Genomic DNA, 14,128 nt, shown 5'->3' with positions numbered 1-14,128 from the left:
CCCCTCACAGTCCCCTCGACATGTCACACCCCACGGAGATCACGATGAGTTCACGCAACAGCCAGGCGAACAAGGCGGCGGCCCGCGAGCGGCTGCGCGCCGAGCGCGAGGCGCAGGCGAAGAAGGACAAGATGCGCCGCCAGGTGATCGTGGCGGGCGCGCTCCTCGCCGGCCTCGGCCTGATCGGCGCCGTCAGCTACGCGATCGTGCAGAGCAACGAGCCGGGCTACTGGGAGAAGGCCGCCAAGGCCGAGCTCGTCACGCCGAAGAACGCCACGGGCGAGGACGGCACCACGGTCGTCGTCGGCAAGGCCGAGGCGAAGAAGACGCTGGAGCTCTACGAGGACTCGCGCTGCCCGGCCTGCGCCGGCTTCGAGCAGGCGGTCGGCGAGACGGTCAAGAAGGACGTGGAGGCCGGCAAGTACAAGCTCCAGTACTTCGGCGCCACCTTCATCGACAACGCCGCCAAGGGCGAGGGCTCGAAGAACGCGCTGAGCGCGCTGGGCGCGGCGCTGAACGTCAGCCCGGAGGCCTTCCTCGACTACAAGGCGGCGCTGTACTCCAAGGCCCTGCACCCGCAGGAAACCGTCGACAGCTTCGCGAAGGACGATTACCTGCTGAAGGTCGCGGACACCGTCCCGGCGCTCAAGGGCAACGCCGAGTTCAAGAAGGCCGTCGAGGACGGCACGTACGACCGGTGGGCGCTGGAGATGTCGAAGGCCTTCAACAAGTCCGGTGTGACGGGTACTCCGACGCTGAAGATGGACGGCAAGAAGATCGACACCCCGCAGACGGCGGAGCAGTTCACGGCGGCGATCGACAAGGCCCTGCAGGGCTGATCCCGGCCCGGGCCGCACCGGCCCCTGGGCCGGGGGACGGCTGCACGGCAGCGCGCACCAACAGGCGGGCGGACTCCTGGAGTTCGCCCGCTTGTTGCGTTCCGACGTCTGTTCGGGCCTGTGTACCCGCCGGTAATGTGATGGCCCGTGACCAGTCATCTCACCCCCGCTCCGACCTCGGCGCACCCCCGTCGCCGCACGGTCGTCCTCGGCGCCGCGGCCACCGCCGCGCTGGCCCCCCTCACCTCGCTGGGCACCCCGGCCGCCCATGCGGCGGGGACCGGACCCGCCTTCCTGCACGGCGTCGCCTCGGGCGATCCGCTGCCCGACGGGGTCCTGCTGTGGACGCGCGTCACCCCGGCGCCCGAGGCCGTGCCCGGCTCCGGCCTGGGCGCGCCCGTCCAGGTGGACTGGGAGGTGGCCGTGGACAAGGCCTTCTCCCGGACCGTCGCCGCCGGCTCCGTCACGGCGAGCGCCGCCACCGACCACACGGTCAAGGTGGACGTGCGCGGGCTCCGGCCGCAGACCCCCTACTGGTACCGGTTCTCCGCCGGTTCCGCCGTCTCCCCGGTCGGGCGCACCCTGACGACCCCGGGGCACGACGCGACGACCGCCGGGGTCCGCTTCGGCGTGGTGTCCTGCGCCAACTGGGAGTCCGGCTACTTCTCCGCCTACCGCCACCTGGCCGCCCGCACCGACCTGCACGCGATCCTGCACCTGGGCGACTACCTCTACGAGTACCAGTCCGGGGCCTACCCGAAGGCCGAGGAGGTCGTGCGCCCGCACGAGCCGCGGCACGAGATCGTCACCCTCGCCGACTACCGCACCCGGCACGGCGCGTACAAGACGGACGCCGACCTCCAGGCCCTGCACCACGCGCACCCGGTCGTCGCGATATGGGACGACCACGAGTTCGCCAACGACGCCTGGTCGGGCGGCGCCGAGAACCACACGCCGGGCGCCGAGGGCGAGTGGGCGGCCCGCGCCGCCGCCGCCAAGCAGGCGTACTTCGAGTGGATGCCCGTACGCGCCTCCATCGCGGGCACCGTCTACCGGCGGCTGCGCTTCGGCACCCTCGCCGATCTGCACCTGCTCGACCTGCGTTCCTTCCGGTCCCAGCAGGTCGAGGTCGGCAGCGGTTCGGTGGACGACCCGGATCGCACCATCACCGGGCGCGCCCAGCTGGACTGGCTCAAGTCGGGCCTCGCGGCCTCGAACGCGACCTGGAAGCTGGTCGGCACCTCGGTGATGATCTCGCCGGTGGCCTTCGGCTCGCTGCCCGCGCACCTGCTGGGGCCGCTCACCGAGCTGCTCGGCCTGCCGGAAGGCGGCATAGCGGCCAATGTGGACCAGTGGGACGGGTACACGGACGACCGCAAGGAACTGCTGGGCCACCTCAGGGACCGGAACATCAAGAACACGGTGTTCCTGACGGGGGACATCCACATGGCGTGGGCGAACGAGGTCCCGGTGCACAAGGCCACCTATCCGGCCTCGGGGACGGCGGCGACCGAGTTCGTCGTCACGTCCGTGACCTCCGACAATCTCGACGACGTGCTGCACGTGCTGCCGCACACGGTCTCGCTGGTAGCGGAATCGGCCGTCAAGGCCGGTAACTGGCACGTGAAGTGGCTGGACATGGACTCACACGGCTACGGGGTCCTGGACGTGACGGCCGAGCGCTCGCAGATGGACTACTACGTCGTATCCGATAAGCGGAACCCCAACGCCACGGCCGCGTGGCAGCGCTCGTACCGCACCCTGAACGGGACGCAGCGGGTGGAGCGCTCCTACCAGCCGGTTCACTGATAGACCGTCAATTCTCCTGAGCCATGGGGCGCCTGGTACAGACCAGGCGCCCCTGTGCGTGGTACGCAACAAATCTTTTACGTAAGACCCTTGACCTGAATATGTCATGCACACATAAGCTTCGCGCCAGCTGAAGAGATCCTTCACGCCACCAACCCCCCACCGCGAGGAGCACCCGTGCGCGCATTTGCCCGCATATCCCCCCTTCTTCGCCGCCGCCTGATGGGCACTGCGGTTCTGGCCGGAACCCTGGCCTTCACGCCGCTGGCCGCCCCCACCACGCTCGCGGCCGCCAAGACCCCCGCCGAGGTCTGCGCGCAGGAGTCCACCGGAGCCGCCAACGCCCGTGTGACCCGCGCCCACGACGAGCACGCGGACGAGCCGAACGAGCTCACCGAGGCCCAGGCCAAGTCCATGGACGCCGACCTCAAGGCGAAGCTCGACAAGGCCCTCAAGAACCAGCCGCAGCGCAGCCTGAGCGCCGCCGAGGCCGTCGTGAACATCCCCGTGTACTTCCACGTCGTGCACTCCGGCACCACCGGAAAGCTGACGTCCACGGACATCAACAACCAGCTGGCGGTCCTCAACGCGGCCTACGGCGGCCAGGGCACCGGCAATGTCAACACGAACTTCCAGTTCACCCTTGCGGCTACCGATTACACGGACAACGCCACCTGGTACAACCTGGCCTCCGGCTCGCAGGCCGAGAAGGACATGAAGAACGCCCTGCGCCAGGGCGGCCCGGGTGCGCTCAACTTCTACACCGCCAAGCTCTCCGGCGGTCTGCTGGGCTGGGCGACCTTCCCGACCTCTTACACCTCCGCCCCCAAGATGGACGGCGTGGTCGTGCTCGACAGCTCGCTGCCGGGCGGCTCCGCGGCCAACTACAACGAGGGTGACACCGCGACCCACGAGGTCGGCCACTGGCTGGGTCTGTACCACACCTTCCAGGGCGGCTGCAACGGCAACGGCGACTACGTCTCCGACACCCCGGCCGAGAAGAGCGCCGCGTACGAGTGCCCGACGGGCCGTGACAGCTGCGCCAGCAAGCCGGGCGTCGACCCGATCCGCAACTTCATGGACTACACGTACGACTCGTGCATGTACCAGTTCACCGCCGGCCAGGTGGCCCGCATGAGCAGCAGCTGGACGGCCTACCGCGCCGGCTGACCCTGCGACACGTGTGACGAGGGGCACGGCCCGGCATCCGCCGGACCGTGCCCCTCGGCGTATGACCTCTCGGCTCCGCGTATGACCTGTCGGCCCTACAGGCTGTCGAGGAAGCCGATCGCCGTCTTCCAGGCCTGCTCGGCCGCCTCGGCGTCGTAGTCGTCCAGCTCCGGGTCGGTGAACAGGTGCCCGGCGCCCGGGTAGCTGTGGACCTCCACGTCGGCCCCCGCCCGCTGCATCCGCAGGTACCAGGCCGTCAGCCAGTCGTGCGGCTCGAAGGGGTCCGGGTCGGCGATGTGCAGCTGCACGGGCAGCTCGTCCACCGAGGCGTCCTCCTCCAGGTCGGCCGTCCCGTGCAGGAGCAGCAGCCCGCGCGCCTTCTCGTCGGCCATCGCCAGGTGCTGGGCGACGGAGCCGCCGAAGGAGAAGCCGGCGTAGACCAGTCCCTGGTCGGAGTAGGGGGCGGAGGCCAGCACCGCACGCTTCAGCAGCTCGTCACGGCCGATCTCGTCCCGGTGGGCCATGCCCTCCTCGACGGTCTCGAAGGTGCGGCCCCCGAAGAGGTCCGGCACCTGGACCTGGTGCCCGGCCGCGCGCAGCCGGTCGGCCGCCGCGTGCACCGCGGGCCGCAGGCCGTACGTCGAATGGAAAAGCATGATGTTCATGCCTCCATCGTGCCAGCCGCCGCGGGCCGGCCGTCCCCGGGACGGCGGGGCCGGCGGACCGCTTGCCGCTACGTTCGTACCCATGGAGATGGAGAACGTCCTGCGCCCCGTCACCGTCCTCGGCGGTTCGCTGGTCCTCACCCTGATCGCGGGGTGGCTGCTGGACCTGCTGCTGCGCCGGGCCGACACCCGCCACGCCGAGACGCCCCTGTGGGGGCTGCTGCGCCGCTGCCGCGTCCCCGTCCAGGTGGTGCTCTGCGCCTCGCTGCTGCGGGGGACCTACCGCCAGGCGCGGATCCTCCCGGACCACCCGGTCGGCGTCGGCCGGGCCCTGACCCTGGTGCTGATCGCCGGGACGGCCTGGCTGCTGGTGCGGATCGCGACGGTGATCGTCGACTACGCCTACGCGCGCTACGCGGCCGGCGAGTCGGACGAGGCCCGGGTGCGCCGGGTCCGGACCCAGGTGACGCTCATCCTGCGGGTGGTGACGGCGGTGGTGGCCGTCGTCGCGGTCGCCCTGATGCTGCTGACCTTCCCGCCGATGCGGGCGGCCGGCGCCTCCCTGCTCGCCTCGGCCGGTGTCCTCGGCATCGTGGCGGGCATCGCCGCCCAGGCCGCGCTGGGCAACCTCTTCGCGGGCCTGCAGATCGCCTTCGGCGACACCGTCCGCATCGGCGACACGGTGGTGGTCGACCAGGAGTGGGGCAAGGTCGAGGAGATCACGCTGACCTTCCTCACCGTCCGCACCTGGGACGAGCGCCGCATCACGATGCCGGTCTCCTACTTCACGAGCAAGCCCTACGAGAACTGGTCGCGCGGCGGCGCGGAGATGACCGGGACCGTCTTCCTGCACCTGGACCACAGCGCGCCGGTCCCGCTGCTACGGGAGCACCTGGAGCGGATCCTCCCGCAGATCCCGGAATGGGACGGCCGCTCCTGGGCCCTGGTGGTGACCGACACCACACCCCACACCATCCAGGTCCGGGCGACGGCCACCGCGAAGGACGCCGACGACCTCTGGACCCTGCGGTGCGCCGTCCGCGAGCGTCTCATCGCCTGGCTGGTCACCCACCACCCGTACGCCCTGCCGCGCGTCGCCACCTCCGAGGCCGCCGCCCGGCCCGCCGGCTGACGCACCGAGGGCTCCGCTGGCTAAGAACTCCGCGGGCTAAGGACTCCGCAGGCTGCGCAGGTCCAGGTGCCGCAGCACCCGGTCCACGATCTCCGGATCGGAGCCGGGTTCGCTGCGCGCGGCCAGGACCTCGTGGCGGGCGGCCGACATCATCTCCCGCTGGATCCGCTGGATGTCGCGGATCCGCTCCACCCGCTTCGCGTAGGCCTCGCGCCGCTCCTCGTCCACCATGTCGGGGCTGATCCTGGCCCCGACGTCGTACGCGCGCCGGTGCAGCTGCTCGAACAGGTCCTCCGGCAGGTCCTCCACCTCCTGGATCTCCTTCAGCCTCCGCTTCGCGGCCTTGGCGGCCCGGATCGCGAGGAGCCGCTGGGCGTCGCGCTCGGCGTCCGTGTCGGCCTCCACCCCCAGCCGCCGCACCAGCCACGGCAGGGTCAGCCCCTGCAAGACCAGCGTCGCCATGATCACGGCGAAGGCGATGAAGACGATCTGGTCGCGCGCCGGGAAGGGCTCACCGGCGTCGGTACGCAGGGGAATCGCGAGGGCGAGCGCCACCGAGGCGACCCCCCGCATCCCCGCCCACCACATCACCACGCTCTCCCGCCAGCTCAGCGGGATCTCCTCGTCGTAGTCGCGCCTCTGGTGGAGCTTCTTGGCGAGCCAGCCGGCCGGCAGCAGCCACAGCAGCCGTACCCCGACCACCACCGCCACCACGGCCGCCGCCCATCCGGCCATCTCCCACTCGCGACCCCGGGCCGTCCCGAAGACGTGGTGCAGCTCCAGGCCGATCAGGCCGAAGGCCACGCCGGTGACCAGCGTGTCGACGACCTCCCAGAAGGTGTGCCCGGCCAGGCGTCCGAGCACGTCGTCGGCGTCGGTGGCGTACTCGGCGAGGAACAGGGCCGTCGTCAGCACGGCCAGGACCCCCGAGCCCTGGAACTCCTCCGCCACCACGTACGCGACGAACGGCACGAGCAGGGTCAGGCCGATCTGGAGCGTGGCGTCCCCCAGCCTCCCCATCAGCCGGTTGGCGGCCCAGCCGAGGGCGAGCCCGACGGCCAGGGCCACCACCGCGGAGAGCACGAACTCCCCCAGCGCGGCGGGCCAGGAGAAGCTGCCGCTGACCGCGGCGGCGATGGCCACGTGGTAGAGCACGATCGCCGTCACGTCGTTGAAGAGCCCCTCGCCCTCCAGGATCGACACCATCCGCCGGGGCAGCCCGAGCGATCCGGCGACGGCGGTCGCGGCGACCGGGTCCGGCGGGGCGACGAGCGCGCCGAGCGCGACGGCGGCGGCGACGGGCAGTCCCGGCACGACGGCGTGCGCGACGGCCGCGACGGCGGCGGTCGTGACGAACACGAGGGCCACGGCCAGCAACAGGATGGGCCGGACGTTGGCGGCGAACTGCCGCCAGGAGGTGCGCTGCACGGAGGCGTACAGCAGGGGCGGCAGCACCAGCGGCAGGATGTAGTCGGGCGGGATGTCGACGTTCGGCACGGCCGGGACCAGGGCGAGGACGACCCCGCCGATGGTCATGAGGACGGGCGCCGGCAGTCCCAGCCGGTCCCCGAGCGGCACGGTGACAACCGCCCCGAGCAGCAGTACGAACAGGAGAGCTAGCTGATCCACATCCCCTACCTTCGCAGCCGTGGCGCCGTTCGCGCCCAGCCTCGCCGGTGTGTGGGGGGGTGTTCGCGACGGCCGCCGCGGCGGCGCCGGACCCGCAGGACCGGCGGCTCAGCTCCCCGCGAGGGTCCGCCGCATGGCCCGGTGCGCGATGCCCGCGTCCTGGAACTCCGGCCCGTGGGCCTCGTACCCGAGCCGCTCGTAGAAGCCGAGGGCGTGCGTCTGCGCGCCCAGGTCCACCGCCGACAGGCCGAGCCGAAGGGCCTGCTCCTCGATCGCGCGGACCAGGGCCGCGCCCACGCCGAGCCCCCGCGCGGCGGCGGTCACGGCCAGCCGGCCCAGGGAGCCGACCGCCGGGTCGCCGGTCTTGCCGAGCGCGGCGTCGCCGTACAGCAGCCGGCCCGTGCCCAGCGGCGCCCCGTCCGGCCCCACGGCCAGCACGTGCACCGCGTCCGCGTCGTACGCGTCGTACTCGATGGACGCCGGCACGGACTGCTCGACCACGAACACCTCGGTCCGCACGGCGAAGCACGCCGCCATGTCGGCCTCGCCCGAGGCGACCCGGACCTCGAAGCCGACGGCGGTCACTCGCTCTCGGCCCGGATCACGTCCAGCGCGTGCTGGAGGTCCGCCGGGTAGCCGCTCTCGAACTCCACCCACTGGCCGTCCGACGGGTGCTCGAAGCCGAGCCGCACCGCGTGCAGCCACTGCCGGGTCAGCCCGAGCCGCTTGGCCACCGTCGGGTCCGCGCCGTAGGTGAGGTCGCCGACGCACGGGTGGCGGTGCGCGGACATGTGCACGCGGATCTGGTGCGTACGCCCGGTCTCCAGCTTGATGTCGAGCAGCGAGGCGGCGCGGAAGGCCTCGATCAGGTCGTAGTGGGTGACGGAGTCCTTGCCGTCCTGCGTCACGGCCCACTTGTAGTCGGCGCTGGGGTGCCGGCCGATCGGCGCGTCGATCGTGCCGCTCATCGGGTCCGGGTGGCCCTGCACCAGCGCGTGGTAGCGCTTGTCCACGACGCGCTCGCGGAACTGGTTCTTCAGCGAGGTGTAGGCGCGCTCGGACTTCGCGACGGCCATCAGGCCGGACGTGCCGACGTCGAGACGGTGCACGATGCCCTGGCGCTCGGACGCGCCGGAGGTGGAGATGCGGTATCCGGCCGCGGCGAGACCGCCGATGACGGTGGTGCCGGTCCAGCCGGGGCTGGGGTGGGCGGCGACGCCCACCGGCTTCATGATGACCACGACGTCGTCGTCGTCGTGGATGATCTCCATGCCCGGGACGGGCTCGGCGACGACCTCGACCGGGCGCGGCGGCGCGGGCATCTCGACTTCGAGCCAGGCGCCACCGTGCACGCGCTCGGACTTCCCGACGACACTGCCGTCGACCGACACCTTCCCCGCGGCCGCGAGCTCGGCCGCCTTCGTCCGGGAGAAACCGAACATACGGGCGATGGCGGCGTCGACGCGCTCGCCCTCGAGGCCATCGGGAACGGGCAGGGTGCGGATCTCGGGAATCGTACTCACCCGTCGAGTATGCAGGACTCGGCAGAAGAGCTTTCCCGCGATCAGTCCTTGTGGACGGTCCCGTCCGGGTCCAGGCCCTTGAACGACAGCAGCACGATCAGGATGCCGCCGCACACGATCGCCGAGTCGGCGAGGTTGAAGACGGCGAAATGGGCCGGCGCGATGAAGTCGACGACCGCACCCCGGAAGACGCCGGGCGAACGGAAGATCCGGTCGGTCAGGTTGCCCAGCGCCCCGCCCAGCAGCAGGCCGAGCGCGATCGCCCACGGCAGGCTGTAGAGCTTGCGGGCCAGCCGCACGATCACCACGATCACGGAGGCCGCGATGCAGGTGAAGATGATCGTGAACGCCTCGCCGAAGCCGAAGGCGGCGCCCGGGTTGCGGACCGCCTCGAACTTCAGCAGGTCACCGATGATCTCGATCGGCGGCTGGTGCTCCAGGTGCGCCACGACCAGCATCTTGGTGCCGAGGTCCAGCAGGTAGGCCAGCACCGCCACGACGAGCAGTGCCGCGATCCGCCGGCGCCCCCTGGGCCCGGCGGACTCCGGCTGGTCGTCGTCCCCGACCTCCGGCGTACCGATGATGCGCTCCGCCTCTGCCACGTGAGTCCCTCGAACTAGCTCGAACCAGGCTCCTCCTGGACCCTGACGGACACGAGGGTACGTCAGGGCTCGTGAGCTAGTGCCTGCGCTCCTGCTTCTGCTTGCAGTCCACGCACAGCGTGGCCCGCGGGAAGGCCTGCATCCTGGCCTTGCCGATGGGCTGGCCGCAGTTCTCGCAGAGCCCGTAGGTGCCCGCCTCCAGCCGTTCCAGGGCCCGCTCGGTCTGTTCCAGCATCGAGGTGGCGTTCGCCGCGAGCGCGAGCTCGGACTCCCGGGTGATGTTCTTGGTGCCCGTGTCGGCCTGGTCGTCGCCCGCGCCGTCGCCCGAGTCCCGCATCAGGCCGGAGATCGCCACCTCGGAGGCGTCGAGCTCGGCGCGCAGCCGCAGGACCTCCGACGTCAGCTCCGTACGGGCCTCGTCGACCTCCTGCGGGGTCCAGGGGTCCTCCCCGGGCCGTACGGCGAGCTCGCCGGGCGCGAGGGCCGTCGTGGCCCGCACCTTGGGCAGCCCGCTGGTGGCGGCTTCGGCCGCCTTCCTCGCCGTACCGGTGCTCTTCTTGGCAACCACGTTCGGGACTCCCGTCTTCTTCGCGGCGTGCGCCGCCCCCTCGGCCCCGGCCGTCTTGGCCGCGGCCGTCCGCTTCTCGACGGCGGTCGTCTTCTTGACAGCGGTCGTCTTCTTCTCGGTGGCCGTCTTCTCGGCCTCGGTGGTCTTCTTGACCGCGGTGGCCTTCTTGACCACGGTCGTCTTCTTCCCGGCGGTCGTCTTCTTGACCGCCTTCCGGTCGGCGATCACCTTCTTGACCGCCGTCGCGTTCGCGGCGGCGGACGCCTTCTTGGCCGGAGCCGACGCGCCTGCGGCGGTCTTGCGGGCGGTGCCCGCCTTCTTGGCGGGAGCCGCGTCCTGGGAGACCTCCACCTTCCCGGCGGCCTTCCCGACAGCCTTCCTGGCAGTACTCCCGGCGGTCTTCTTCGCCACCATGGCCGCGGCCCCTTCACATACTGTGATCATTGCTCGCGAATCGTGCCGGAACGATAAATCGCCTCCGACCCCGCGGCAACGGGGGCACGCATCCGTCGAGGTCAACCTGCATCCGTTGTGCCCAGCCGGAGGCCCCGTAATCCGCCACTCGCGCCCCACCCGAGTCCTGACCGGCGCGTCGGGCCCATTCGGGTCACGCCGGGGCCCGCGCCGGTGCCCGCGGCGAGGCCCGTCACGGGCCCCCGTAAACCGGTCTGCCGAGCACTCCCCGGGCCCGTACACTGGCCGCAGCGAAAGGCATGGATGGGGACGAGTAGCGTCGGACGCAGCCAGGAGCGACCCGGGGACGGTGAGAGCCCGGGGGCGAGCGCGATGTGAAGGATCACCCCGGAGCCGCCGGAAGAAAGCCCGTACGGATCCGCGTACGGCGAGTAGAACCGGCTTCGCACCCCAATGAGGGGGCCACCGGACCCGTCCGGCGGCCAAGGAGGGTGGTACCGCGGGAGCGCCAGTCGGCTCTCGTCCCTCCGGACGGAAGTGACACCCCGCCGGAGGAAGAGTTCAGCCTCATGACCACACCGCCGCAGTACCGCCCGGTACCCGCCCAGGTCGACCTGCCTGCCCTTGAGCACGCCGTCCTCGACTTCTGGCGCGAGAGCAAGACCTTCGACAAGACCCTGGCCCAGTCCGAGGGCCGCCCCGAGTGGGTCTTCTACGAGGGCCCGCCGACCGCGAACGGCATGCCCGGCGCGCACCACATCGAGGCCCGCGTCTTCAAGGACGTCTTCCCCCGTTTCCGCACCATGCGCGGCTACCACGTGGCCCGCAAGGCAGGCTGGGACTGCCACGGCCTGCCCGTCGAGCTCGCCGTCGAGAAGGAGCTGGGCTTCAACGGCAAGCAGGACATCGAGGCGTACGGCATCGCCGAGTTCAACGCCAAGTGCCGGGAGTCCGTGACCCGCCACACCGACGCGTTCACCGAGCTCACGACCCGCATGGGCTACTGGGTCGACCTGGACGACGCCTACCGGACCATGGACCCCGAGTACGTCGAGTCCGTGTGGTGGTCCCTGAAGGAGATCTTCAACAAGGGTCTGCTCACCCAGGACCACCGCGTGGCCCCCTGGTGCCCCCGCTGCGGCACCGGCCTGTCCGACCACGAGCTCGCCCAGGGCTACGAGACGGTCGTCGACCCCTCGGTCTTCGTCCGCTTCCCGCTGACCTCCGGCCCCCTCGCGGGCGAGGCGGCGCTCCTCGTCTGGACGACGACCCCCTGGACCCTGGTGTCCAACACGGCGGTGGCCGCGCACCCCGAGGTCACGTACGTCGTCGCCACCAACGGCGAAGAGAAGCTGGTCGTGGCCCAGCCGCTGCTGGAGAAGGCCCTCGGTGAGGGCTGGGAGGCCACCGGCGAGTCCTTCACGGGCAAGGAGATGGAGCGCTGGACGTACGAGCGCCCGTTCTCCCTGGTCGAGTTCCCCGCGCCGGCGCACTACGTCGTGAACGCCGAGTACGTCACGACCGAGGACGGCACCGGTCTGGTCCACCAGTCCCCCGCCTTCGGCGCCGACGACCTCGCGGTCTGCCGCGCGTACGGCCTGCCGGTCGTGAACCCGGTCCGCCCCGACGGCACCTTCGAGGAGGAGGTCCCGCTGGTGGGCGGCGTCTTCTTCAAGAAGGCCGACGAGAAGCTGACCGCCGACCTCGACGCGCGCGGCCTGCTCTTCAAGCACATCGCCTACGAGCACAGCTACCCGCACTGCTGGCGCTGCCACACCGCGCTGCTGTACTACGCGCAGCCGTCCTGGTACGTCCGCACCACCGCCGTCAAGGACGCGATGCTGCGGGAGAACGAGAAGACCAACTGGTTCCCGGACTCGGTCAAGCAGGGCCGCTTCGGCGACTGGCTGAACAACAACATCGACTGGGCGCTGTCCCGTAACCGCTACTGGGGCACCCCGCTGCCGATCTGGCGCTGCGAGGAGAACCACCTCACCTGCGTCGGCTCCCGCGCGGAGCTGAGCGAGCTGTCCGGTCAGGACCACTCGGAGCTGGACCCGCACCGCCCGTACATCGACGCGGTCACCTTCCCCTGCACCGCGGAGGGCTGCACCCTCACCGCGGTCCGCGTGCCGGAGGTCATCGACGCCTGGTACGACTCGGGCTCGATGCCGTTCGCGCAGTGGGGCTACCCGTACAAGAACAAGGAGATCTTCGAGAAGCGCTATCCGGCGCAGTTCATCTCGGAGGCCATCGACCAGACCCGCGGCTGGTTCTACACGCTGATGGCGGTCGGCACCCTCGTCTTCGACAAGTCGTCCTACGAGAACGTGGTCTGCCTGGGCCACATCCTCGCCGAGGACGGCCGCAAGATGTCCAAGCACCTGGGCAACATCCTCCAGCCGATCCCGCTCATGGACCAGCACGGCGCGGACGCGGTGCGCTGGTTCATGGCGGCCGGCGGCTCCCCGTGGGCGGCCCGCCGCGTCGGCCACGGCACGATCCAGGAGGTCGTCCGCAAGACCCTGCTGACCTACTGGAACACGGTCGCCTTCCAGGCCCTGTACGCCAGGACGTCGAACTGGGCCCCGTCCGCCTCGGACCCGGCGCCGGCGGACCGTACGGTCCTGGACCGGTGGCTGCTCTCCGAGCTCCACACCCTCGTCGGCGAGGTCACGGACGCCATGGAGGCGTACGACACCCAGCGCGCCGGCAAGCTGCTCTCCTCCTTCGTGGACGACCTCTCCAACTGGTACGTCCGCCGCTCGCGCCGCCGGTTCTGGCAGGGCGACGCGGCCGCGCTGCGCACGCTGCACGACGTGGTGGAGACGGTCACCCGGCTGATGGCGCCGCTGACCCCCTTCATCACGGAGCGGGTCTGGCAGGACATGATCGTGCCGGTGACCCCGCAGGCGCCGGAGTCGGTGCACCTGTCGACGTGGCCGCAGGCGGACGCCTCCCAGGTCGACCGGACGCTGTCGCAGCAGATGCAGCTGGTCCGCCGGCTGGTCGAGCTGGGCCGGGCGACGCGTGCGGAGTCGGGCGTGAAGACCCGCCAGCCGCTCTCGCGGGCGCTGGTCGCCGTCTCGGGCTTCGAGTCGCTCTCCCCCGAGCTGCACTCCCAGATCACCGAGGAGCTGAACGTCTCCTCGCTGGCCTCCCTGTCCGAGGTGGGCGGCTCGCTGGTGGACACGACGGCCAAGGCGAACTTCCGCGCGCTGGGCAAGCGCTTCGGCAAGGGCGTCCAGGACGTGGCCAAGGCGGTCGCCGCGGCCGACGCTGCGGCGCTCTCCCTGGCCCTGCGCGCGGGCGAGGCCTCGGTGGAGGTGAACGGCGAGACGGTGACCCTGACCCCGGAGGAGGTCATCATCACGGAGACCCCGCGCGAGGGCTGGTCGGTGGCCTCCGACTCGGGCGCGACGGTCGCCCTGGACCTGGAGATCACCCCGGAGCTGCGGCTGGCGGGCCTGGCCCGTGACGCGATCCGCCTGATCCAGGAGGCCCGCAAGAACTCCGGCCTCGACGTCGCCGACCGCATCGCCCTGCGCTGGTCCTCCTCGGACCCGGAGGTCGTGACGGCCCTGACGGACCACGCGTCGCTCATCGCGGACGAGGTCCTGGCCACGGACTTCTCCACCGGCGAAGCGGACGCGTCGTACGGCGCCCCCTTCACGGACGAACCCCTGTCCCTGACGTTCCGCCTCCGCAAGGCCTAACCCGCCCCGAAGCGGCCCGCCCCACCCCTCACAGGGCGCGGCGGGCCGCTTTCGCGTTCCC

11 protein-coding genes are annotated in these 14,128 nt (G+C 71.2%); 5 read left to right on the top strand and 6 right to left on the bottom strand.

The window, feature by feature from the left end; all coding sequences use genetic code 11:
• Positions 1–44 precede the first annotated feature (44 nt).
• The 3 genes from ACF059_RS25955 (at position 45) to ACF059_RS25945 (ending at position 3,818) form a co-directional block, all read left to right on the top strand.
• Positions 45–839: a DsbA family protein gene (locus tag ACF059_RS25955; RefSeq protein ID WP_392061393.1), complete on the top strand. Its 795-nt coding sequence runs from the start codon at positions 45–47 to the stop codon at positions 837–839.
• A 147-nt stretch (positions 840–986) separates the two neighbouring features.
• Positions 987–2,648, top strand: a complete 1,662-nt coding sequence (locus tag ACF059_RS25950; protein ID WP_392061390.1) for an alkaline phosphatase D family protein — start codon at positions 987–989, stop codon at positions 2,646–2,648.
• Positions 2,649–2,870: 222 nt separating this feature from the next.
• On the top strand, positions 2,871–3,818 hold the full coding sequence (locus tag ACF059_RS25945; protein ID WP_366868600.1) for a zinc metalloprotease: 948 nt from the start codon (positions 2,871–2,873) through the stop codon (positions 3,816–3,818).
• Positions 3,819–3,913: 95 nt separating this feature from the next.
• Here ACF059_RS25945 and ACF059_RS25940 read toward each other — a convergent pair whose 3' ends face one another.
• Positions 3,914–4,483 (bottom strand): dienelactone hydrolase family protein, encoded by a 570-nt coding sequence (locus ACF059_RS25940; protein WP_366868570.1) that lies wholly within the window; start codon positions 4,481–4,483, stop codon positions 3,914–3,916.
• A gap of 88 nt (positions 4,484–4,571) precedes the next feature.
• Between ACF059_RS25940 and ACF059_RS25935 the strand changes: the two genes are divergently transcribed.
• Positions 4,572–5,615, top strand: a complete 1,044-nt coding sequence (locus ACF059_RS25935) for a mechanosensitive ion channel family protein (RefSeq protein WP_392061895.1) — start codon at positions 4,572–4,574, stop codon at positions 5,613–5,615.
• A 36-nt stretch (positions 5,616–5,651) separates the two neighbouring features.
• Here the strand turns inward: ACF059_RS25935 and ACF059_RS25930 are convergent, their stop codons facing one another.
• The 5 genes from ACF059_RS25930 to ACF059_RS25910 all read right to left on the bottom strand — a co-directional run bounded on the left by ACF059_RS25930 (position 5,652) and on the right by ACF059_RS25910 (position 10,351).
• Positions 5,652–7,244 (bottom strand): Na+/H+ antiporter, encoded by a 1,593-nt coding sequence (locus ACF059_RS25930; protein WP_392061386.1) that lies wholly within the window; start codon positions 7,242–7,244, stop codon positions 5,652–5,654.
• Positions 7,245–7,352: 108 nt separating this feature from the next.
• Positions 7,353–7,781, bottom strand: coding sequence for a GNAT family N-acetyltransferase (locus ACF059_RS25925; RefSeq protein ID WP_392061893.1), 429 nt, complete (start codon positions 7,779–7,781; stop codon positions 7,353–7,355).
• 44 nt (positions 7,782–7,825) lie between these two features.
• Positions 7,826–8,767 carry an RluA family pseudouridine synthase gene (locus ACF059_RS25920; RefSeq protein ID WP_360890650.1) on the bottom strand — a complete coding sequence of 314 codons (942 nt, stop codon included), beginning with the start codon at positions 8,765–8,767 and terminating at the stop codon, positions 7,826–7,828.
• A 41-nt stretch (positions 8,768–8,808) separates the two neighbouring features.
• Positions 8,809–9,369 (bottom strand): signal peptidase II, encoded by a 561-nt coding sequence (gene lspA / locus ACF059_RS25915; protein WP_392061383.1) that lies wholly within the window; start codon positions 9,367–9,369, stop codon positions 8,809–8,811.
• 76 nt (positions 9,370–9,445) lie between these two features.
• On the bottom strand, positions 9,446–10,351 hold the full coding sequence (locus ACF059_RS25910; RefSeq protein ID WP_392061380.1) for a TraR/DksA family transcriptional regulator: 906 nt from the start codon (positions 10,349–10,351) through the stop codon (positions 9,446–9,448).
• 569 nt (positions 10,352–10,920) lie between these two features.
• Between ACF059_RS25910 and ileS the strand changes: the two genes are divergently transcribed.
• Positions 10,921–14,067 carry an isoleucine--tRNA ligase gene (gene ileS, locus ACF059_RS25905; protein WP_392061377.1) on the top strand — a complete coding sequence of 1,049 codons (3,147 nt, stop codon included), beginning with the start codon at positions 10,921–10,923 and terminating at the stop codon, positions 14,065–14,067.
• Positions 14,068–14,128: the final 61 nt, after the last annotated feature.

This window comes from Streptomyces sp. NPDC016562 (genome assembly GCF_043076955.1).
Taxonomy (GTDB): Bacteria; Actinomycetota; Actinomycetes; order Streptomycetales; family Streptomycetaceae; genus Streptomyces.
This window is presented reverse-complemented; position numbering and strand designations above follow the sequence as displayed.

Excerpts from the sequence above, each read along its gene's own strand:
- ACF059_RS25910 (WP_392061380.1), bottom strand. The coding sequence starts at position 10,351 with ATGGTGGCGAAGAAGACCGCCGGGAGTACTGCCAGGAAGGCTGTCGGG.
- ACF059_RS25955 (WP_392061393.1), top strand. The coding sequence starts at position 45 with ATGAGTTCACGCAACAGCCAGGCGAACAAGGCGGCGGCCCGCGAGCGG.
- ACF059_RS25925 (WP_392061893.1), bottom strand. The coding sequence starts at position 7,781 with ATGGCGGCGTGCTTCGCCGTGCGGACCGAGGTGTTCGTGGTCGAGCAG.
- ACF059_RS25945 (WP_366868600.1), top strand. The coding sequence starts at position 2,871 with ATGGGCACTGCGGTTCTGGCCGGAACCCTGGCCTTCACGCCGCTGGCC.
- ileS (WP_392061377.1), top strand. The coding sequence starts at position 10,921 with ATGACCACACCGCCGCAGTACCGCCCGGTACCCGCCCAGGTCGACCTG.
- ACF059_RS25935 (WP_392061895.1), top strand. The coding sequence starts at position 4,572 with ATGGAGAACGTCCTGCGCCCCGTCACCGTCCTCGGCGGTTCGCTGGTC.
- ACF059_RS25940 (WP_366868570.1), bottom strand. The coding sequence starts at position 4,483 with ATGAACATCATGCTTTTCCATTCGACGTACGGCCTGCGGCCCGCGGTG.